Raw genomic sequence first — 21,540 nt, 5'->3', positions numbered from 1 at the left:
CATCCTCAGGTATGAGCGACGCGCGACCAGCGATCGATAGTGCGCGCTCCCGACTCGAGGAAGACTGGTCCGCATGATCGAACTCAGGGGCCTGACCAAACACTACGGCCAGACCGTCGCGGTGTCGGACCTGTCGTTCACGGTTCGCGCGGGGCAGGTGACCGGCTTCCTCGGCCCGAACGGGGCGGGCAAGTCGACCACCATGCGGATGATTCTCGGGCTGGACCAGCCGACCTCCGGTACCGCGCTGATCAACGGCAAGCCGTATCAAGAGCTGAAGCGTCCACTCGAGAGCGTGGGCGCGCTACTGGACGCGAAGTGGGTGCATCCCAACCGTTCCGCGCGCTCACACCTGCGCTGGATGGCGGCGTCCAACAACATTCCCGCCTCCCGGGTGGAGGAGGTGCTGCGCCTGGTCGGCCTCTCCGAGGTGGCCAACAAGAGCGCGGGCGGCTTCTCGCTCGGCATGTCGCAGCGACTCGGCCTGGCCGGAGCGCTGCTGGGCGACCCGCAGGTGCTGCTGTTCGACGAGCCGGTCAACGGCCTCGATCCGGAGGGCATCCTGTGGATCCGCCGCTTCATGCAGCGGCTGGCGGCGGAGGGTCGCACCGTGCTGGTGTCGAGCCATCTGCTCTCCGAGATGTCTTTGACCGCAGAGCATCTCATCGTCATCGGGATGGGCAAGCTGATGGCGGACATGAGCACCAAGGAATTCATCGAGAAGGCTTCGGAGCAGTCCGTGCGGGTGCGCAGCCCGCAGCTGGATCAGCTGCGCAGCCTGCTCACCTCCAACGGCATGACCGTCCGCGAGGACGGCGCCGACTCCGAGGGTCCGGCCCTGGTCGTCGCCGGTGTCACCAGTGACGCGGTCGGCAAGCTGGCCGGTGGCAACGACATCACGCTCTACGAGCTGTCGCCGCAGCGGGCCTCGCTGGAGGAGGCGTTCATTCGGATGACCGGTGGTGCGGTGCAGTACCACGGTGCAGGCTTCGATCAGGTTATGGGAGGTGCGCTCTGATGGGAGTGCTTGCGGCAGAACGAATCAAGCTCACCTCGACCCGGTCGCCGTGGTGGTGCTCGGCCATCGTGGTGGCGCTGGGACTGGGCCTCTCGGCGTTGATCGCCGGGGTGTCGCGGTCGACCAAGACCGGTGAACATTCACAGTTGCTGGATGTTTCCTCGTCTGTGACAAGTGTCAGTGGTTTCGGTGTCCTGGTGCTCATGATCATGGCGACCCTGTCGGTCACCAGCGAGTACCGCTTCGGGATCATCCGCACCACCTTCCTGGCCACCCCGCAGCGCACCAAGGTGATCACCGTGAAGGCCGCCCTGCTGGGCGGCTACGCCCTGGTCCTCACCGCGGTCCTGTGCGTCGCGGCCTACCTGATCACCCGCGCGGTGTACGGCTCCGCGCCGGGCCTGCAGCTGTCCACCTCCGAGGAGTGGCGGGCGCTGCTCGGGGTGCCGATCTACGCGCTGCTGTGCGTGTTCCTGGCGGTCGGCGTGGGTGTGCTGCTGCGGCAGTCGGCGGCGGCGATCTCGCTGCTCATCCTGTGGCCGCTGGTGCTGGAGTCCCTGCTGAGCGCGTTCGGTACCTTCGGACGTAATGTGGGTCCGTTCCTGCCGTTCCACAATGTGCAGCGGTTCTACACCATGGGCGACGTGTCGGGGAACTGGCACTGGGGCCCGTGGGGGAGCCTGATCTACTTCGCGGCCTTCGTCGCGGTCGTGTTCGCCGCCGCGCTGTTCACCCTGAACAAGCGCGACGCATAGACCCTGCCCGGGGAGCCGCCGGCCACTGCCCGGCACGGCGGCGCGCATCGGCCCGATACGGAATCTCCGTATCGGGCCGATGTCATGCTCGGGGATCTCGCTGACCCGGCTGCGACCGGCGTCACAGCCAGTGCTAACAGAACGTGAAGGTTTTGTCACCGGGTGATAAGGGTATGGCCGTCCCCCTGGCCGGTCGGTAGCATCGCCTCAGCAACCAAACACTCGAGCTATCGGCGGGCCCAACGATGTGGCCGCCCGCACCGATCGGGAGGTGTCAGGTGGCAATCATTAATCCGTCCCAGGGACAAGCACTGGGCTACGCTCTGGGCGTGAGCGAACGACCCTCCGACGGCGGTGAACGCGCCTCCGACGCGAACCGCTCGGAAGGTTTGGGAACCGATCGTGGCCGCGGACGCGGCGCGAACGGGGGACGGGCGCGCGAACCCCGCATCGATCCCGATGTGGTGATCCCGCTGGTCCCGGCCGAACTTTCCGAGGACCTCGAGGAATCCGAATCCGGCCGCCGCCGGGGCGGACGGTTCTCGGGGCAGCTCTCGGCCGTCGTCAATGCCGCGAATCAGCGCAACGACATCATCGGTCTGGTCCGCAAGGCCCGCGAGAATCTGCCGGGCGACCCGGCCTTCGGTGATCCGCTGTCGGTGTCCGGTCCCGGCGGCGCCCGTGCGATGGCGCGCGCGGCCGACAAGCTGGTCGGCGACTCGCCCAGTGCCGCACGTGAATTGGGTTTCGGCGCGCTACAGGTGTGGCAGGCGATGCTGGAGCGGGTCGGCAAGGGCCGCGGCACCCAGGAGATCACCATCATGTTCACCGACCTGGTGGCCTTCTCGAGCTGGTCGCTCTCGGCCGGTGACGAGGTCACCCTGGATCTGCTGCGCCGGGTCGCCAAGGCCATCGAGCCGCCGATCGTGGATCGCGGCGGCCAGGTGGTCAAGCGCATGGGTGACGGCGTGATGGCGGTGTTCCCGTCCGCGGACCGGGCGGTGCGTGCCGCGGTGGCGGCCAAGGAGAACCTGTCGGCGGTCACGGTGGACGGCTACCGGCCGCAGATGCGCCTGGGCCTGCACACCGGCAGCCCGCGCGAGATCGGCGGGGACTGGCTCGGCATCGACGTCAATATCGCCGCGCGCGTGATGGAGGCGGGCGGCAACGGCAACACCATGATCTCGGGCGTGACGCTGGACTCGTTGAAGCCGGAGACCCTCGAGGAGCTCGGGATGGGCGTAAAGCCTTATCGCCGCAGCTTTTTCGCGGCCCCGCTCAGCGGTGTCCCCGAGGACCTGCGGATCTTCCGGCTCGAGGCCGAATAGTTCAGCTCACCAGGTACAGGATCGCGCCCGCTGCCGCGAGCACTCCGCAGACGCCGAGTGCGACGGCAACCGGGCGCGAAGTCTTGAACAAGGAGTACGCGCCGCCGAAGAGGAATCCGGCGAGCGCGAGCAGAATGACTGTGGTGACGTCTGAGGACACCCGGATAGTTTGCCCGAAGAGTGCGGTAGGTCGGACGACCGGTCCTGACCTGGGTTTCCGGCAAATAACAAGCACGCAGGCTTGATTTTTTCATGCCCTGATGTGACCCTGTAACCGACCGCAGCGAAGCAGCTGCGCCGACGGCTCCCATGCCGGGCATGGGTGCACAGGGAGGCCCGCCATGAGTCAGCTCGCCGAAAACCCGGATCTGATTCGGATCGGCAACTGTTCCGGCTTCTACGGCGACCGCGCCAGCGCCATGCGCGAAATGCTCGAGGGCGGTCAGCTCGACGTGCTCACCGGCGACTATCTGGCCGAACTCACCATGCTGATCCTGGGCCGCGACCGGATGAAGGACGCGAACCTCGGCTACGCCAAGACCTTCGTGCGACAGCTGGAGGACAGCCTCGGCCTGGCCCTGGAAAAGGGCGTCAAGATCGTCACCAATGCGGGCGGACTGAATCCGGCCGGGCTGGCGCAGCGGGTGCGCGAGGTGGCCGAGAAGCTCGGGCTCGCACCGAAGGTCGCGTATGTGACCGGTGACGACCTGCTGGCACGCGCCGGGGAACTGGGGCTGGGCGCACCGCTCACCGCCAATGCCTACCTGGGCGCGTGGGGCATCGCGGACTGCTTGACCGCGGGCGCGGACATCGTGGTGACCGGGCGGGTCACCGACGCCTCCGTGGTGGTCGGACCCGCCGCCGCGCACTTCGGCTGGGGCCGAAGCGATTACGACGCGCTGGCGGGCGCGGTGGTGGCCGGGCACGTCATCGAGTGCAGCACCCAGGCCACCGGCGGCAACTTCGCCTTCTTCACCGAGATCGCCGATCTGGGTCGCCCCGGTTTCCCGATCGCCGAGGTGCGCCGCGACGGCAGCAGCGTCATCACCAAGCACGAGGGCACCGGCGGCGCGGTCACGGTCGACACCGTCAAAGCCCAGCTCATGTACGAGATCCAGACCGCGCGCTACGCCGGACCGGACGTCACCACCCGCCTCGACAGCATCCAGGTGAGCCCGGACGGCCCCGACCGGGTGCTGATCAGCGGTGTCACCGGTGAGGCGCCACCGCCGCTGACCAAGGTCTCCACCAACACCATCGGCGGGTTCCGCAACGAGATGGAGTTCATCCTCACCGGCCTGGACATCGAGGCGAAAGCCGAACTGGCGCAGCGTCAGCTGGAATCCTGGCTGACGGTGCGGCCCGCCGGATTGGAGTGGACGCTGGCCCGCCTGGACCGTCCCGACGCCGACACCGAGGAGCAGGCCAGCGCGCTGCTGCGCTGCGTGGTCCGCGACCCGGACCCGAACAAGGTCGGGCGTAGCTTCTCCAGTGTCGCAGTCGAATTGGCGCTGGCCAGCTTCCCGGGCTTCTCCCTGACGGCCCCTCCCGGCAACGGCGGCCCGTACGGCGTGTTCACCCCGGGATACGTGGATTCCAAGGAGATTCCGCACACCGCGGTGCTGCCGGACGGCTCCGAGGTGGCGATCGCCCCGGCCGGGGAAACCCTGGAACTCGACGTGGTCGCCGAACCGGCGCTGCCGCAACCGCTTCCGGCGAGCAACACCACCCGCGTCCCGCTGGGCACCATCGCGCTGGCCCGCAGCGGCGACAAGGGCGGCAACGCCAATATCGGCGTCTGGGTCCGCACCGAGGAGCAGTGGCGCTGGCTGGTGCACACGCTGACCGTCGACGAACTGCGTCGCCTGCTCCCGGAAACCGCCGAACTGCCCGTCACCCGCCATGTGCTCCCGAACCTGCGGGCACTCAACTTCATCGTCGAGGGCCTGCTCGGCGAGGGCGTGGCCTATCAGGCCCGTTTCGATCCCCAGGCCAAGGGGCTCGGCGAATGGCTGCGGGCCCGGCACATCGAGATCCCCGTGGAGCTGCTGCCATGACCTATGTAGACCCCTGGAAGACGCCCGAGCGGCGGGAATTGCGTGCCACCGTGCGCGGATTCGCGGAGCGCGAGGTACTGCCCTATCTCGACGAGTGGGAGCGGGCCGGCGAGCTGCCGCGCGACCTGCACAAGAAGGCCGGTGCGCTGGGGCTGCTCGGCATCCAGTTCCCCGAGTCCGCGGGCGGTTCCGGCGGCGACGGCATCGACGCGGCCATCGTGGCCGAGGAGATGCACTACGCGGGCGGCTCGGGCGGGTTGTTCGCCTCCCTGTTCACCTGTGGAATCGCGGTGCCGCACATCATCGCCTCGGGCAACGAGGACCACATCGAGCGCTGGGTGAAGCCGACGCTGGCGGGCGAGAAGATCGGGTCGCTGGCCATCACCGAGCCCGGTGGCGGTTCGGACGTCGGGCATCTGCGGACCACCGCGGTACGTGACGGCGACGAGTACATCGTCAACGGGTCGAAGACGTTCATCACCTCGGGTACGCGCGCCGACTACGTGGTGACCGCGGTGCGCACGGGTGGGCCTGGCGCGGGCGGTGTTTCGCTGCTGGTGGTGGAGGCGGGCACGCCCGGATTCACCGTCAGCCGCAAGCTGGAGAAGATGGGCTGGCTGTGCTCCGACACCGCCGAACTGTCGTATGTGGATGTGCGGGTGCCGGTTTCGAACCTGGTGGGTGCGGAGAACAGCGGATTCGCCCAGATCGCACAGGCTTTCGTGAGTGAGCGGGTGGGGCTGGCCGTGCAGGGGTACGGGCACGCGCAGCGCTGCCTGGACCTGACCCTGCGGTGGGTGCGTGATCGCGAGACCTTCGGCCGCCCGCTGATCAGCCGCCAGGCCGTGCAGAACACGCTGTCGGAGATGGCGCGTCGCATCGACGTGACGCGCGTGTACACGCATCAGCTGGCGGAGCGGGCCGCGCGCGGTGAGACCGACCTCATCGCCGAGGTGTGCTTCGCCAAGAACACCGCCGTGGAGACCGCGGAATGGGTTGCCCACCAGGCGGTGCAGCTCTTCGGCGGCCTGGGCTACATGCGGGAGTCCGAAGTCGAACGGCACTACCGCGATGTCCGCATCCTGGGCATCGGCGGCGGCACCAACGAGATCCTGACCAGCCTCGCGGCCAAGCGATTGGGGTTCCAGTCTTGAGTATTCTGCGCACGTCCCTGGATGCGAACTCCGCGGACTATCAGGCGGCGGCCGAGGCCATGACGGCCAAGCTGGCCGAGGTGGAGGTCGAGTACGCCAAGAACATCGCGGGCGGCGGCCCCGAGAAGATGGCGCGGCATCGCAAGCGCGGCAAGCTGACCGCGCGCGAGCGCATCGAACTGCTCGTCGACGAGGATTCGCCGTTCCTGGAGCTGGCCCCGCTGGCCGCCTGGGGCAGCGACTTCCACGTCGGTGCGAGCGTGATCGCCGGTATCGGTGTGGTCGAGGGCGTCGAGTGCATGATCGTCGCACCGGATCCGACCGTGCGCGGCGGCACCTCGAACCCGTGGACGCTGCGCAAGACCCTGCGCATGAACGACATCGCGATGGAGAATCGCCTGCCGTGCATCAGCCTGGTCGAGTCCGGCGGCGCGGATCTGCCGACCCAGAAAGAGGTCTTCGTTCCCGGCGGCCGCATGTTCCGGGATCTGACCAGGCTCTCGGCGGCCGGAATCCCCACCATCGCACTGGTTTTCGGCAACTCGACCGCCGGTGGCGCGTACATCCCCGGCATGTCGGACTACACGGTCATGATCAAGGAGCGCTCCAAGGTGTTCCTGGGCGGCCCGCCGCTGGTGAAGATGGCCACCGGTGAGGAGTCCGACGACGAGTCGCTGGGTGGCGCCGAAATGCACGCCCGCACTTCGGGTCTGGCCGACTACCTGGCCGTCGACGAGCAGGACGCGATCCGCCTGGGCCGCAACATCATCAAGCGCCTCAACTGGCAGAAGCAGGGTCCGGCGGCGCGGCCGCTCGATCAGATCATCGAACCGCTCTTCGACCAGGACGAACTGCTGGGCATCGTGCCGAGCGACCTGAAGATCCCGTTCGATCCGCGCGAGGTCATCGCCCGCGTGGTCGACGGCTCCGATTTCGACGAGTTCAAGCCGCTCTACGGTTCCAGCCTGGTCACCGGCTGGGCCGAGCTGCACGGCTACCCGGTCGGCATCCTGGCCAATGCCCGCGGCGTGCTGTTCTCCGAGGAGGCCCAGAAGGCCACCCAGTTCATCCAGCTGGCCAACCAGTCGAACACGCCACTGTTGTTCCTGCACAACACCACCGGCTACATGGTCGGCAAGGAGTACGAGCAGGGCGGCATCATCAAGCACGGCGCGATGATGATCAACGCGGTCTCCAATTCGAAGGTGCCGCACATCTCGCTGCTGATGGGCGCGTCCTACGGCGCGGGCCACTACGGCATGTGCGGTCGCGCCTATGATCCGCGTTTCGTGTTCGCCTGGCCGAGCGCGAAATCCGCCGTCATGGGCGGCGCGCAGCTGGCGGGCGTCATCTCCATCGTCGGCCGTGCCGCCAACGAGGCGCGCGGGGTGCCGTTCAACGAGGAGCAGGATGCCGGACTGCGCGCCATGATCGAGGCGCAGATCGAGGCCGAATCGCTGCCCATGTTCATGTCGGGCCGCCTCTACGACGACGGCGTCATCGACCCGCGTGACACCCGCACGGTCTTGGGAATGGCGTTGTCCGCCATCCACAATTCCCCGATCAAGGGCGCCGAGGGCTTCGGCGTCTTCCGGATGTGAGGGCCGAGATGAGCAACCCGAAGGGCACCGTGATCACCAACGTGCTGGTCGCCAATCGCGGCGAGATCGCGCGGCGGGTGTTCGCCACCTGCCGTCGCATGGGCATCGCGACGACCGCCGTGTACTCCGACGCCGACGCGCACGCGCCGCACGTCGCCGAGGCCGACGCGGCGATTCGCCTGCCCGGCAACACCCCTGGCGAGACCTACCTGCGGTCCGACCTGATCATCGAGGCCGCGCTGGCCGCCGGTGCCGACGCGATCCACCCCGGCTACGGATTCCTTTCCGAGAACGCCGAATTCGCGAAGGCGGTGCTGGCCGCCGGGCTGACCTGGATCGGTCCGCCGGTCGCGGCGATCGAGCAGATGGGCTCCAAGGTGGAGTCCAAGAAGATGATGGACGCCGCCGGTGTCCCGGTGCTGAAGCAGCTGGATCCGGCCGAGGTCACCGCCGATCTGCTGCCGGTGCTGATCAAGGCGTCGGCGGGCGGTGGCGGTCGCGGCATGCGCGTGGTGCGCGAATTGTCGGAGCTGACACCGCAGATCGAGGCCGCGCAGCGCGAGGCCGCCTCCGCGTTCGGCGATCCGACCGTGTTCTGCGAGCGCTACCTGGAGACCGGCCGTCACATCGAGGTGCAGGTCATGGCCGACACCCAGGGCACGGTGTGGGCGGTCGGCGAGCGTGAGTGCTCGATTCAGCGCCGCCATCAGAAGGTGGTCGAGGAGGCCCCGTCGCCGCTGGTCGAGAAGATCGACGGAATGCGGGCGCGGCTGTTCGAGGCGGCGCGACTGGCCTCGGAGGCCATCGGCTACGAGGGCGCCGGCACCGTCGAGTTCCTGGCCGACGAGAAGGGTGACTTCTTCTTCCTGGAGATGAATACCCGTCTCCAGGTGGAACATCCGGTCACCGAGCAGGTGACGGGCCTGGACCTGGTGCGGTTGCAGTTGCAGGTGGCTTCCGGCCGCCCGCTGCCCGCACACCAGCCCGAGATGCGCGGCCACTCCATCGAGGTGCGCCTCTACGCCGAGGATCCCGCCCACGACTGGCAGCCGCAGTCCGGCACCGTCCACCGGCTCCGAATCCCCGGTACGCTGGGCGAATTCACCGTGCTGACCGAGCCGGGCGTGCGCCTGGACACCGGCATCGTGGATGGTTCCGTGGTGGGCGTGCACTACGACCCCATGCTGTCGAAGGTGATCTCCTTCGCCGAAACCCGCGACGAGGCAGCGCATCTGCTGGCGAGTGCGTTGCAGCGCGCCGAGATCCACGGCCTGGTCACCAACCGCGACCTGCTGGTGCGGGTGCTGCGGCATCCGGCGTTCCTGGCCGGTGACACCGACACCGCGTTCTTCGCCACCCACGATCTGGAAAAGCTTTCCGCGCCACTGGTTTCCGAGGCGGACGAGAAGTTGTTCATCGTGGCGGCGGCCCTGTCCGATGCGGCCGCCAACCGCGCTGTGGCCCGAATCGGCGCGGGTCTGCCCGGCGGCTGGCGCAATCTGCCGTCGCAGCCGCAGTCCAAGTCCTACGAGTCGCGCCTGACCGGCAAGCACGAGGTGCGCTACCGCGTCACCCGCGCCGGTCTCGCGGCCGAGGGCTTCGACGGGCTCGAATTGGTCGAGGCCACACCGGATTCCGTCACCCTGCTGGTGCCCGGCGAGCGCGGCAGTGTGCGCCGAGTGTTCCGGATCGCCCGCTACGGCGACCTGGTGGCCGTGGATTCCCCGCTGGGCCCGGTGGCGGTGCGCCGCCTGCCGCGCTTCGAGGATCCGGCCGATCAGGTGGCCGAGGGCTCGCTGCTGGCCCCGATGCCGGGCGCGGTCATCCGCCTCGGCGCGGCGGCCGGTGACCGGGTCGAGAAGGGGCAGCCCATCCTCTGGCTGGAGGCCATGAAGATGGAGCACACCATCGCGGCCCCCACCACGGGCATCCTCACCGAATTGAACGTTTCAGCAGGTCAGCAGGTCGAGGTCGGCACGGTGCTGGCCGTTGTCCACAGCGAAGAGCGGGAGTAGCCCAATGAGTTTCATCGAGACCGACGAGCAGAAGGCGCTGCGCGAAGCCGTGGCCAAGCTGGCCGCCAAGTACAACTTCCGCGATTACGCCGGACCCAAGGCGCGCCGCAACGAGCCGTTCGACGAGCTGTGGGACGAGGCGGGCAAGCTCGGCTTCCTGGGCGTCAACCTGCCCGAGGAGTACGGCGGCGGTGGCGCGGGCATCTACGAATTGGCGCTGGTGCAGGAGGAATTGGCGGCGCGCGGCTGCGGCCTGCTGCTGATGGTGGTCTCCCCGGCCATCTGCGGCACCATCATCACCAAGTACGGCACCGAGGCGCAGAAGCAGGAGTGGCTGACCAAGCTGGCCGACGGTTCCGGCAAGATGGTCTTCGGCATCACCGAGCCGGACGCGGGCTCCAACTCGCACAAGATCACCACCACCGCCCGCCGTGACGGCGACGACTGGATCCTCAACGGCCGCAAGATCTTCATCTCCGGTGTGGATCAGGCCGAGGCCGTGCTGATCGTGGCCCGCTCCGAGAACGCCAAGACCGGCAACCTGCAGCCCGCCCTGTTCATCGTCCCCACCGACGCCCCCGGCTTCGTGAAGACGAAGCAGGAGATGGACATCATCGAGCCGGACAACCAGTTCACGCTGTTCCTCGACGACGTCCGGCTGCCCGCGACCGCGCTGGTCGGTCAGGAGGACGCGGCCATCGCGCAGTTGTTCGCGGGCCTCAACCCGGAGCGCATCATGGGCGCGGCCATGGCGATCGGCATGGGCCGCTACGCCATCGACGCGGCCGTGACCTACGCCAAGGAGCGCGCGGTGTGGAAGGGCGCGCCGATCGGCTCGCACCAGGGCATCTCGCATCCGCTCGCGCAGGTGAAGATCGAGCTGGAACTGGCCAAGGTGATGATGCAGAAGGCCGCGTTCCTCTACGACTCCGGCGACGACTTCGGCGCGGCCGAGGCGGCGAACATGGCGAAATACGCTGCGGCCGAAGCGAGTATCAAGGCCCTCGATCAGGCCATCCAGACGCACGGCGGCGCCGGTCTGACCTCCGACGTGGGCCTGGCGGGCATGCTGGCCGCGTCCCGCATCGCGCGGGTGGCGCCGGTCAGCCGGGAGATGATTCTCAACTTCGTGGCCCAGCACTCGCTGGGTCTGCCCCGGTCGTACTGATCGCCGAAAACCAACAGCAGCAGGAGTATTCGATGAGTGAGACACCGGACGCGCCGTTCGTGCGTTACGAGGTGCGCGACGGATTCGCGGTGCTGACCCTGGATTCGCCGCACAACCGCAATGCCCTGTCCTCGCGACTGGTGACCGAGTTGCTCGCCGGTCTGGGGCGAGCGGCCGTCGACGACGCGGTGCGCGGCGTGGTGCTCACCCACACCGGCAATACCTTCTGCGCGGGTGCGGATCTCAAGGAGGCGGTGGACGCGGATCCGGCGGCCGCCGCCGATATCCGCACCCGGTGGATGATCTCGGTGCTGCGCGACATCCTCACCATGCCGAAACCCGTTGTCGCGCAGGTGGACGGCAATGTCCGCGCGGGCGGCATGGGCATCATCGCCGCCTGCGATCTGGTGATCGCCGGGCGCGGCAGCAGTTTCGCGCTCACCGAGGTGCGGATCGGGCTGGCCCCGTTCATGATCTCGCTGACCCTGCTGCCGCGCATGACCGCCCGCTCGGCGGCGCGCTACTTCCAGACCGGCGAGACCTTCGACGCGGCCGAGGCCGAACGGATCGGCCTCATCAGTGTGGCCGCCGACGACCCGGCCGCCGAGACCGCGCGCCTGCTCGGCGAACTGCGCAAGGGCGCACCGCAGGGCCTGGCCGAGGCCAAGCAACTGGTGAACGCCGACCTGCTCGCGGCCTTCGACCGAGGTGCGGAGGAGCTGGCCAAACGCTCCGCGAGTTTCTTCGGCACCCCCGAGGTGATCGAGGGCATCACGGCCTTCATGCAGCGCCGTCCGCCCAGCTGGGCAGAATAGGCAACCATGGCCACACCCCACGAACCCAAGCAGGACCGCAGCCGGGCCACCCGGCAGCGGCTGCTGGAGGCGACCATCGACTGCCTGGCCCAGACCGGCTGGGCGGCCGCCACGGTCGCCGTCGTCGCCGAGCGCGCGGGGGTGTCGCGCGGTGCCGCCCAGCATCATTTCCCGACCCGCGAGGATCTGATCACGGCGGCGCTGGAGTACATGTTCGATACCCGGATGGACCAGGCCAAGGCCGACGCCCTCTCGGTCGCCGAGGTGGCGCAGGGCGTGGCCCGCACCGAGGCGCTGGTCTCGGGGCTGGTCGAGTCCTACACCAGCCCGCTGTTCAAGGCGGCGCTACAGGTGTGGACGCATGCCGCGGCCGATCCGGCGCTGCGCGAACGCATCGTCCCCATGGAGGCGCGCTTCGGTCGCATCTCGCATCGGATGGCGGTGGAGGCGCTGGGCGTCGACGACTCCGATCCGGTCACCCACCATCTGGTGCAGGCCACCCTGGATCTGGCGCGCGGTCTCGGGCTGGCCGACGTGCTCACCGATGATTCGGTGCGCCGCAAGGAGATCGTGCAGCAGTGGGCGTCCACGCTGCACGCGGCGCTGCCCGCCCCGCGCTGAACCGGTCTCGCGTCAGAAGCCGAAAACCTCTGCCAGGCAGATGAATTCGTCGTCCCAGCAGTGTTCGATGGCTTCCCGTTCGGGATCGGGCAGTCCGGGATCCCAGCCGACGCTGCGCCAGAAGGCTTCTCGGTGCTCATCGCTGAGGGGGTACGGCGTGCCCATACGGCATCCCTTGATCGTGACCGTCGTCACAATCAATCGTAGAGATCATCGCGAATCCCGCTGCCGAATCGTCGCGCCGGGCAAGGGAAGACATGGAAAAGGAGCGTCCGTACCGGAGGGTACGAACGCTCCTTCCTGACGACGGTTGACGAGCCCGCCGGGTCTCTACGTCTTCGGTGAGGTCAGGTCGTAGAGGGTGACCCCGTCCACGTCCTGAGAGTTGAAGTGCTGCTTCACCCATGCGGTGATCTGCGCACTCTGGCTCTGGTCGGCACCGCTGTCACCACCGCGTCCCGGACCCTGCTGGGAGCCGCTGATGAAGTAGTGGATCCGGCCCACCTGCACGTATTCCTGGAACTGCGCCAGCGTCGGGGACGGGTCGCTGCCGTTGAAGCCGCCGACCGGCATCACCGGCAGCTGCGCCGCCAGCTGGAAGCCCGCCGCCGCATTGGAACTCACGGTCGCCGCCACCCAGGTGTAGTCCGAGCCGTCGGCCTCCAGCAGCGCGGTGACCCTGGCGCTCGGATTGCTCGCACCCATCACGCCACCGGCCGCGCCGCCGCCCATGCCACCGAAACCGCCGGTGCCGCTCTCGTTTCCGTGGTTCGCGCCGGTGCCCTGGCCGCCGAAGCCGCCCTGGCCACCGTGCTGCATGCCACCGTCCGGCGCGCCGTTGCCGTGCTGCATGCCACCGTTCGGCATGCCGCCACGTTCGCCGCCGCCGCGCGGACCGCCGCCACCCCAGCCGCCGCGCACCGCGGGCCCGGCCGAGGGCATCGGCCCCTGATGCGCGGTCGCGAGACCGTCGACCGCGTAGGCGATCGGTCCGCTCAGCGCGACCAGCACCGCGGCCGCACCGGCCACCAGTGCCACCCGCCGGGGCAGTTTGATCAGCAGCAGCGCGGTGACCGCGATACCGCCGATCAGCACCGCCCAGCGCAGCCACGGCACGAAGGAGTCGCTGCGGGACAGGATGATCCACGCGGTCCAGACGGTGAGGCCCAGTGCCAGTGCGGCACTCAGCCGCACCCACAGCACCTCGCGGTGCTCCCAGGCCTGCACGATGCCGATGCCGACCAGGGCGGCGACCGCCGGGGCCAGCGCCACCGTGTAGTACGGGTGGAAGATGCCCTTCATGAAGCTGAACACCAGCCCGGTGCCCAGCAGCCAGCCGCCGAACAGGATCAGCGTGGCGCGGCGCGGATCGGTGCGGGACAGCTTGCCGCGCAGGGCGAGTCCGACCACCAGCGCGACCAGTGCGGCCGGGATGAGCCAGGCGATCTGACCGGCCTGCGCCGGTTCGAACAGCCGCCCGATGCCGGGCGTGCCCCACATGCCGCCGCCCCCGGTGGGCATATCGCCGCCGCGTCCGCCGGTGCTGCCGACCTCGTCGCCGTTGAGGCGGCCCAGGCCGTTGTAGCCGAAGGTCAGCTCCAGGATCGAGTTGTGCTGCGAGCCACCGAAGTACGGGCGATCGCTCGCGGGCCACAGCTCGGCGATCAGCACCCACCAGCCCGCGCCCGCCACCATGGCCGCGCCCGCCGCGAACAGCTGCGCGATCCGCTTGCCGAGCTTCGGGGGACCGGCCACCAGGTAGGTCAGGGCCAGCGCCGGAACGATCAGCAGCACTTGCAGCTGCTTGGTCAGGAAGCCGAATCCCATCAGCACGCCGGTGATCACCAGCCAGCGCCAGCGGCCGTCGCTGACGGCGCGGGTCATGGCCCAGGCCGACGCGATCATCAGGAACACCAGCATGGCGTCCGGGTTGTTGAACCGGAACATCACCGCCGCGATCGGCGTGACGGCGAGCACCAGGCCCGCCAGCAGTCCGGCGCTGGGGCCGAACGACTTTCGCACCGTGGCCCACAGCAGGGCCACCGCGGCGACGCCCAGCAGTGCCTGCGGCAGCAGCATGCTCCAGCTGTGCAGACCGAAGATCCGGACCGAGATCTCCATGGGCCACAGCGACAATGGCGTCTTGTCGACGGTGATGGAGTTGGCGGCATCGGAGGAGCCGAAGAAGAACGCCTTCCACGACACCGATCCGGCCTGCACGGCGGCCGCGTAGAACGAGTTGGCCCAGCCGTTGCTCGACAGGTTCCACAGGTACGCGACGGCGGTGCCGACGAGCAGTGCTGCCAGTGCGAAGTATTCGCGCCGATCGGCGCGCAGGGCCGGAGCCTGCGCGGGTGGCGAGACGAGCGGTGGTTCGATCAGGGTCGCGGTCATCGTTCGCCTCCTCTGTTCTCGTGACCGGTCGCGGTCTCGGCGGACCGGGCCGGAATGTCCCACAGCGGGAACCGCCCGTGTTCGGGCTCGCACCGGCCGCGGAAGCGGACCGGTGCGGTGTGGAATCCGTCGTCCGTATTCGCCTGTGGCACAGGCGAGAACGGGATCAAAGAGCGCCCTCGGTGGGCGTCCGATGCTTGGGGGCGCCGGCATTGCGGAAGACCCAGCGCAGGCCGACGAAGCGCAGCAGGGTGGCAACCAGGTTGGCCACGACCAGCACCACCAGCTCCAGGTGCACCGCGGAATCCGGGGCCCAGTGATGCAGGGCGAACAGCGAACCGCTGGTCAGGAACAGGCCGATGCCGAAGAGGATCAGGCCCTGGAAGTGATGCGACACCGCCGCGGTCGCGCCGCGCACGCCGAAGGTGAAGGCGCGGTTGGCGGCGGTATTGCCGACCGCGGTGACCAGCAGCGCCAGGAAGTTGGCGACCTGCGCACCGGTGAAGCCCTGGAGAACCACGTACAGCAGCAGGTAGGCCAGGGTGGAGGTGACGCCGATGATGCCGAAACGCACCAGCTGTCCGACCATGCCGAGCGGAACGCCTTCCATCAGCGGTTCACGGCCGATGGCCGCGCGCAGATCGTTGATCGGCATGTGCCCGGAGGTGAGCGCGCGCCCGACCCGCCAGACGCCGAGCAGGTCCTTGCGGGCGGTGTCGACGATGTCGACGCTGGAGTCCGGATCGTCGATCCAGTCCACCGGGACCTCGTGGATGCGCAGGCCGATGCGCTCGGCCAGCACCAGCAGTTCGGTGTCGAAGAACCATTCGCCGTCCTCGACCAGCGGCAGCACCAGCTTGGCGACCTCGCCGCGCATGGCCTTGAAACCGCACTGCGCGTCGGAGAACTTGGCCTGCAGCGAGGTGCGCAGGATCAGGTTGTAGCAGCGGGAGATGAACTCGCGCTTGGGACCGCGCACCACCCGCGAGGACTTGGCCAGCCGGGTGCCGATGGCCAGATCCGAGTGGCCCGACACCAGCGGCGCGACCAGCGGCAGCAGCGCGTTGAGGTCGGTGGAGAGGTCGACGTCCATGTACGCCACGACTTCGGCGTCGGAGTTCTGCCACACCTCGCGCAGGGCGCGACCGCGGCCCTTGCGGTCCAGGTGCACCACCCGGACGCCGTCGAGGGACTCCGAGAGCTCCTTGGCGACGGCCAGGGTGGTGTCGGTGGAAGCGTTGTCCGCGATGGTGATTCGCGCGGTGAACGGGAAGTTGAGCTTCAGGAACGCGTGCAGTCTGCGAACGCAGGGACCGAGGTCGGTCTCCTCGTTGTAGACGGGGACCACCACGTCCACGACGGGGGCGGTCACTGCTGATGCGGGTTCCGCCGCCCGCACGGCGGTCACGGTGTCGTTCATACTGACCAAACTCGATCATCGAACTCACATCGAGCTGCGGTCCAGCTGGGAGGTTCCTGGGAGGCGTGACCTCAGCTATTTCGGATCGACACTCAGCCGCCACAGCGGCGAGACCGGACCGTGGCCCGCACCCAGGTCGTAAGAGGCCTCCAAGCAGCGGAAAGTCCACTCCTTGGCGAAGCCGACCGCGTCCGGAACCGAGTAGCCGTGTGCCAGTGCGCAGCAGATGGCGGCTGCCAGGGTGTCGCCGCCGCCGTGATCGTTCCCGGTGGCCAGGCGGCGGGCGGGCAGCTCGTGGAAGGTGTCGCCGTCGAAGAGCAGATCGGTGCTCTGCTCGGAGGTGCGCAGGTGCCCGCCCTTGACGATGGCCCACTGCGGGCCCAGCGCGATGAGCGCCTCGGCGGCCTTGCGGGCCGACGCGTCGTCGATCACGTCGATGCCGGTGATGAGCCGGACCTCGTCGAGGTTGGGGGTGACGACGGTGGCCAGCGGAATCAGGGTGTGGCGCACCGCGTCCAGGGCTTCGGCGTGCAGCAGGGCGTCGCCGTGCATGGAGGCGGCGACCGGGTCGACGACGAGCGGGATGCCGCCCTGGCGTCCGATGCCGACCTCGCGGCAGACGCCCGCGACGGCCTCGATGATGGCGGTGGAGGCCAGCATGCCGGTCTTGGCCGCGCCGATTCCGATGTCGCCCACCACGGTTCGCACCTGCCCGGCGACGATCTCCGGGGGGATCTCGTGGAAAGCGCTGACGCCGAGCGTGTTCTGCACGGTTACCGCGGCCACCGCGACGCAGGCGTGCACGCCGCACAGCGCCATGGTCCGGGAGTCGGCCTGGATTCCGGCACCGCCGCCGGAGTCGGTCCCGGCGATGGTGAGCGCGCGAACCGGAGTGGTGCCGTTGGGGGCAAGCGGTAGGAGTTCCACGTCACAGACCCTAGTCGGCCGGTATCGGCCCCCGCGTTCCGGTCTAAATGAAAACGGTTACCATTAGCAACATGACTGCAGCCCAGCCTCCCGCCCTGCCCGTGACCGTGCTCTCCGGATTTCTCGGGGCGGGCAAGACCACCCTGCTCAACCACATCCTGGCCAACCGGGACGGCCGCCGGGTGGCGGTCATCGTCAACGACATGAGCGAGGTGAACATCGACGCGGCGCTGGTCGCGGGGCAGGGGCACCTGGATCGGACCGAGGAGAAGCTCGTCGAGCTGACCAACGGGTGCATCTGCTGCACGCTGCGCGAGGACCTCATCGAGTCGGTGGGGAAGCTGGCGCGGGAGGGCCGCTTCGATCAGCTGGTCATCGAATCCACCGGGATCTCCGAGCCGATGCCGGTGGCGGCGACCTTCGAGTGGGAGTTCGAGGACGGCTTCCGGCTCGGCGAACTCGCGCGGCTGGACACCATGGTGACCGTGGTCGACGCCTCCACGTTCCTGGCGGAGATCGTGAAGGGTCAGGCGCTGGCCGAACGCGATATGCAGGCGGGGGAGGGTGACGCGCGCACCATCGCCGACCTGCTCATCGACCAGGTGGAATTCGCGAATGTGCTGGTGCTCAACAAGACCGACCTGGTGAGCGAGAACGCCGTCGGCACAGTCGAAGCCACCATCCGGCGCTTGAATCCCACTGCGCGCGTGCTGCGTTCCACCCGCGGCGTCGTCGACCTCGCCGAGGTGCTCGGCACCGGCCGCTACAACCCCGACCTGGCGGCCCAATTCGACGGCTGGGACGAGGAACTCGCGGGCGGGCACCCGCCCGAGACCGAGGAGTACGGCATCAGCAGCCTCACCTTCACCGCCGACCGTCCCTTCCACCCCGAACGACTGGACAACGCACTGTCCCAGCTCAATCGGCTACTGCGCAGCAAGGGCTTCTTCTGGCTGGCCAGCCGTCCCGGCCTCGCCGCCATCTGGTCGCAGGCGGGCCCCAATCTCACCTTCGAGGCGGGGGCCTACTGGTCGGCGCTGGACATGACTCCCGGCCAGGAGATCGTGTTCATCGGCATCAAGCTGGACCGTCCCCACGTGCGGGATCTGCTCACCTCCGCGCTGCTCACCGATGCCGAACTCGCTGCGGGCCAGCAGGAATGGCTGACCTACGCCGACCCGTTCCCGTCCTGGGGCGAGGCCCACGAGCACGCGTAGCGCCACCGCGTGTTCGGCCACCGGCGTGGCGAAGGTGGTGACCTTGGAGTTCGCTGCGGGTCCGGGGCGAATCCGTTGACAACCCGTGTGACGGTCGTTACGAATGTCTGCGAATCCCGTCGAACGGCTGACGGGGTCGGTTGTCGATAGGACCGGGTATGCGGCGTTCGGGTCAGTTCGGGTACGTCGCGGCGTTCGGGGCGGGTGCGGCGGTGGTGCTGCTCACGTCGATGGCGTCGCCCGCGCACGCCGACGCGGTGGCCGCACCGGTCACCATGGTCGCCACCGACTGCACGGAAGTCACCACCACCCTGCCGATTCCGATCGAGCAGGCGGCGGCCGCCCTGCCCGCGGGCTATGTTCCGGAGAGCCTCGCCGGATTCACCTCCAGCGCACCGGATCTCCCCGGCCCCGGCGGCCTGATCGTCGGCACCCTGGATTGCCGCCACGGCATCCTCGACGGCGCCGACATCGGCGCTTTCCAGGAGAGCGACCGCGGCATCGTGGTCCGCGCCCGCGACAACACCCCCGGCCTCCAGCTCTACACGGTCGACTTCCTGTCAACCGCACCCGATCTGGTGCACGCCCTCGACGCCGCCGGTTTCCCGGCCCGCCTCACCCCGAACATCCTCGCCACCGCCAACGGCGCGGGCATCGCCGAGGGCCTCACCATCCAGGTCGGCGCACCGATGTCCACCCCGGTCCCGCTACCGCTGGCGACCTCCTGGCACGGCGCCGCCGCCCTGCGCAACAACCGCCTCGGCTACACGGCGAGCATGGGAATCGGTTCCGCCACCACGTCTCCCGGCACCCCGATCGCCCCGCTGATGGCCGGCACCAACGGCACCGGCGTCGGCATCATCGCCCACTTCGACGACACCTTCACTCTCACCCCGTGACCCGCCCCTCGGTGAGGGCGCGGTGGCGGAGCTGCTCGAGTTCGATGAACCCGTCGATCAGCGTGGTGTAGACCCGTTCGACCAGCGTCGGATCCACACCGTGCTGTACCGCCAGCTCGCGGAGTCCAGCCATCATCCGGATGCGCCGGTCGGGTGCGCGGACCTCTTCGGGGTTGCGTTTGAAGGTCGCCGCGCGCATCACCAATTGCTGTCGGGCGCCGAGCAATTCGATGATCTGGGCGTCGATCCCGTCGATTTCGCGGCGGACATCTTCCAGAGACATGGGTCTCGATCCTTTCGATTCGAGACCGCCGCTGGCGCACAGCCGGAAGCGTCGTGACGGATCGGCTGTCGCACGCGACGGCCGATACACAAGCGCGATTCAGGGCCGCCGGAACTCCGGCCACCACCAGGACTGCGCCACCAACATCACCCGGCAATCCAACCACAGCCCGAAGCCGTTCGCACGCAAGGGAATGCTCGCGGTTCCCATTCGTACAAGTGGAGCTGGCGCGCCGCTGGCTATTGTTCGGAATATGGCTACCCGATCGGGGCTCTCGATGCGCCCACAGCCGATGATCGCTGTTCGCGATGTGCGCGCGTCCAGTGCTTGGTACCAGCGGGTGCTGGGGGCGAGTAGTGGACACGGCGGGGACGAGTACGAGCAGCTGCTGGTGGAGGGGCAGCTGATCATGCAGTTGCACCGGCTCGACTGCGGGCATCACCACGGGACGATCGGGGATCCCGCGCTGCCGGTGGGCAATGGCATCGCATTGTGGTTCGAGACGGACTATTTCGAGGCCGCGGTGCGTCGCATCCGCCAATTCGGTGCATCGGTGGCGACCGATGCACACCTCAATCCCAACTCCGGGCACCGCGAGATATGGCTGCGGGACCCGGATTCCTACCTGGTGGTGCTCGCCGAATCGTGACGGCACCGCGTCCCGAATCAGGCCAGGGCGCTGAAGAATTCGCGAATATCGGCGAGCAGGACGTCGGTGGCCTCGTGCGCCGCGTAGTGCCCGGCGGCATCGTTGGGGCTGGTCGAGCGGGCCGAGTTCACGTCGTAGGCGTGCCAGCTGACGATGTTCTTGTGGTCGCGTTCGGCGAAGCGGCGAATGGACTGGAAGTCGCCCTTGAACATGGCCAGGGCGGTGGGGGTGGTGGTGGGTTCGGTGGGGCGGTCGGTGTCGTGGGCGTCCGCGTAGTAGGAGCGGGTCGAGGAGCCGCCGGTGGCGGTGAGCCAGTAGAGGGCGATATTGCCGATCACGAACTCGGCGTCGAGCGTCTCGCTGAAGAGCTGGGCGTTCCAGGCGAGCAGGCCCAGCGGTGAGTCCGCGAGGGCGAAGGCGAGGGTCTGCGGCTGCTGACTGTGCAGGGTGTTGAACGCCATCTTGTTCTCGTGGAACCACTGCAGGTGGGCGAGCCCGGCCTGATCGTCCTCGGACAGGCCCGCGAACTCGGCCGGATCACCCGACGGGAACGAGAACAGCTGCGTCACATGGACTCCCAGCACCCGGTCGGGGGCGATGCGGCCGATCTCGGGGGAGACCATGGACCCGCCGTCGTTGCCGATCGCGCCGTAGCGCTGGTACCCGAGCCGGTCCATCAGCTCGACCCAGGCGCGGGCGGTGCGGCGGGTGCCCCAGCCGCCGCTGCGGGTCGGACCGGAGAAGCCGAAGCCGGGCAGCGACGGGAGCACCACGTGGAAGGCGGGGGCGTCGGCGGATTCCGGCTCGGTGAGCGGGGCGATGAGGTCCAGGTACTCCAGGACCGAGCCGGGCCAGCCGTGGGTGAGGATGACCGGGGTGGCGTCCGCCCGGCTGGAGCGCACGTGCAGGAAGTGGATGTCCTCACCGTCGATCTCGGTGGTGAACTGCGGGTAGGCGTTCAGCTTGGTTTCCAGTGCGCGCCAGTCGAATTCGTTCAGCCAGTAGTCGGCCAGTCCCCGGACGCGGTCGTTGGTGACGCCGTACGCGTCGCCGACACCCGGCAGCTCGTTCGGGAACAGTGCCCGCCGCAGCCGGTCGTCGAGGTCGTCGAGCTGGGCCTGCGGGATGGCGACGGTGAAGGGGCGGATCGCGGTGGTGGTCATCATTCTCTCCTTTGTGGAACGGAATGTTTCGTTCTGTTCCAACCGTAACGGAACGG

General features: G+C 68.5%; 20 protein-coding genes. 13 read left to right on the top strand and 7 right to left on the bottom strand.

The window, feature by feature from the left end:
- Positions 1-73 precede the first annotated feature (73 nt).
- The 3 genes from OG300_RS30030 to OG300_RS30020 all read left to right on the top strand — a co-directional run bounded on the left by OG300_RS30030 (position 74) and on the right by OG300_RS30020 (position 3,101).
- Entirely contained in the window at positions 74-1,018 is a 945-nt protein-coding gene (locus tag OG300_RS30030; protein ID WP_405486717.1) for an ATP-binding cassette domain-containing protein, read from the top strand.
- Positions 1,018-1,773: an ABC transporter permease gene (locus OG300_RS30025; protein ID WP_405486715.1), complete on the top strand. Its 756-nt coding sequence runs from the start codon at positions 1,018-1,020 to the stop codon at positions 1,771-1,773. Before OG300_RS30030 ends, OG300_RS30025 begins: the two co-directional genes overlap by 1 nt.
- A gap of 590 nt (positions 1,774-2,363) precedes the next feature.
- The gene (locus OG300_RS30020; protein ID WP_405498730.1) at positions 2,364-3,101 is read left to right on the top strand and encodes an adenylate/guanylate cyclase domain-containing protein; all 738 of its coding nucleotides are present in this window, start codon (positions 2,364-2,366) and stop codon (positions 3,099-3,101) included.
- A 1-nt stretch (position 3,102) separates the two neighbouring features.
- Here the strand turns inward: OG300_RS30020 and OG300_RS30015 are convergent, their stop codons facing one another.
- Positions 3,103-3,261, bottom strand: a complete 159-nt coding sequence (locus tag OG300_RS30015) for a hypothetical protein (RefSeq protein ID WP_405486713.1) — start codon at positions 3,259-3,261, stop codon at positions 3,103-3,105.
- 181 nt (positions 3,262-3,442) lie between these two features.
- On the opposite strand from OG300_RS30015, the gene OG300_RS30010 reads away from it, so the two are divergent.
- From OG300_RS30010 to OG300_RS29980, 7 genes are read left to right on the top strand one after another with little or no spacing between them, the layout of a single operon-like run.
- Positions 3,443-5,158: an acyclic terpene utilization AtuA family protein gene (locus tag OG300_RS30010; RefSeq protein WP_405486711.1), complete on the top strand. Its 1,716-nt coding sequence runs from the start codon at positions 3,443-3,445 to the stop codon at positions 5,156-5,158.
- Positions 5,155-6,312 (top strand): acyl-CoA dehydrogenase family protein, encoded by a 1,158-nt coding sequence (locus tag OG300_RS30005; protein WP_405486709.1) that lies wholly within the window; start codon positions 5,155-5,157, stop codon positions 6,310-6,312. The genes OG300_RS30010 and OG300_RS30005 overlap by 4 nt, the downstream gene beginning before the upstream one ends.
- Complete coding sequence (locus tag OG300_RS30000) at positions 6,309-7,913, top strand: acyl-CoA carboxylase subunit beta (RefSeq protein ID WP_405486707.1); 1,605 nt, start codon at positions 6,309-6,311, stop codon at positions 7,911-7,913. Before OG300_RS30005 ends, OG300_RS30000 begins: the two co-directional genes overlap by 4 nt.
- 8 nt (positions 7,914-7,921) lie before the next feature.
- The gene (locus tag OG300_RS29995; RefSeq protein WP_405486705.1) at positions 7,922-9,928 is read left to right on the top strand and encodes an acetyl/propionyl/methylcrotonyl-CoA carboxylase subunit alpha; all 2,007 of its coding nucleotides are present in this window, start codon (positions 7,922-7,924) and stop codon (positions 9,926-9,928) included.
- 4 nt (positions 9,929-9,932) lie between these two features.
- A complete protein-coding gene (locus OG300_RS29990) occupies positions 9,933-11,096 on the top strand; it encodes an acyl-CoA dehydrogenase family protein (RefSeq protein WP_405486703.1) in 1,164 nt (387 codons plus the stop codon).
- Between the two features lie 32 nt (positions 11,097-11,128).
- Entirely contained in the window at positions 11,129-11,911 is a 783-nt protein-coding gene (locus tag OG300_RS29985; protein WP_405486701.1) for an enoyl-CoA hydratase family protein, read from the top strand.
- Positions 11,912-11,917: 6 nt separating this feature from the next.
- The gene (locus OG300_RS29980) at positions 11,918-12,532 is read left to right on the top strand and encodes a TetR/AcrR family transcriptional regulator (RefSeq protein ID WP_405486699.1); all 615 of its coding nucleotides are present in this window, start codon (positions 11,918-11,920) and stop codon (positions 12,530-12,532) included.
- A gap of 12 nt (positions 12,533-12,544) precedes the next feature.
- Here the strand turns inward: OG300_RS29980 and OG300_RS29975 are convergent, their stop codons facing one another.
- From OG300_RS29975 to thiD, 4 genes are all read right to left on the bottom strand, one after another.
- Entirely contained in the window at positions 12,545-12,697 is a 153-nt protein-coding gene (locus OG300_RS29975; RefSeq protein WP_405486697.1) for a hypothetical protein, read from the bottom strand.
- 165 nt (positions 12,698-12,862) lie between these two features.
- Positions 12,863-14,926, bottom strand: a complete 2,064-nt coding sequence (locus OG300_RS29970; RefSeq protein ID WP_405486695.1) for a glycosyltransferase family 39 protein — start codon at positions 14,924-14,926, stop codon at positions 12,863-12,865.
- 166 nt (positions 14,927-15,092) lie between these two features.
- Positions 15,093-16,346: a glycosyltransferase gene (locus OG300_RS29965; protein ID WP_405486693.1), complete on the bottom strand. Its 1,254-nt coding sequence runs from the start codon at positions 16,344-16,346 to the stop codon at positions 15,093-15,095.
- Positions 16,347-16,421: 75 nt separating this feature from the next.
- Positions 16,422-17,273 (bottom strand): bifunctional hydroxymethylpyrimidine kinase/phosphomethylpyrimidine kinase, encoded by an 852-nt coding sequence (thiD, locus tag OG300_RS29960; protein WP_405486691.1) that lies wholly within the window; start codon positions 17,271-17,273, stop codon positions 16,422-16,424.
- A 71-nt stretch (positions 17,274-17,344) separates the two neighbouring features.
- Here thiD and OG300_RS29955 point away from each other — a divergent pair, with 71 nt between their 5' ends.
- Together OG300_RS29955 and OG300_RS29950 are read left to right on the top strand one after the other, a co-directional pair.
- Entirely contained in the window at positions 17,345-18,490 is a 1,146-nt protein-coding gene (locus OG300_RS29955; RefSeq protein WP_405486689.1) for a GTP-binding protein, read from the top strand.
- Between the two features lie 158 nt (positions 18,491-18,648).
- Positions 18,649-19,389, top strand: coding sequence for a hypothetical protein (locus OG300_RS29950; protein WP_405486687.1), 741 nt, complete (start codon positions 18,649-18,651; stop codon positions 19,387-19,389).
- Here the strand turns inward: OG300_RS29950 and OG300_RS29945 are convergent.
- Entirely contained in the window at positions 19,379-19,672 is a 294-nt protein-coding gene (locus tag OG300_RS29945; protein WP_405486685.1) for a chorismate mutase, read from the bottom strand. The genes OG300_RS29950 and OG300_RS29945 overlap by 11 nt on opposite strands.
- A 253-nt stretch (positions 19,673-19,925) precedes the next feature.
- Between OG300_RS29945 and OG300_RS29940 the strand changes: the two genes are divergently transcribed.
- A complete protein-coding gene (locus OG300_RS29940) occupies positions 19,926-20,321 on the top strand; it encodes a VOC family protein (RefSeq protein ID WP_405486683.1) in 396 nt (131 codons plus the stop codon).
- 17 nt (positions 20,322-20,338) lie between these two features.
- On the opposite strand, the gene OG300_RS29935 is transcribed toward OG300_RS29940, so the two are convergent.
- Complete coding sequence (locus tag OG300_RS29935) at positions 20,339-21,484, bottom strand: epoxide hydrolase family protein (protein WP_405486681.1); 1,146 nt, start codon at positions 21,482-21,484, stop codon at positions 20,339-20,341.
- Positions 21,485-21,540 lie beyond the last annotated feature (56 nt).

Source organism: Nocardia sp. NBC_00511 (assembly GCF_045161165.1).
Lineage (GTDB): Bacteria > Actinomycetota > Actinomycetes > Mycobacteriales > Mycobacteriaceae > Nocardia.
Note: the sequence above shows the minus strand (reverse complement) of the source record. Positions and strands in the feature narration are given on the sequence as shown.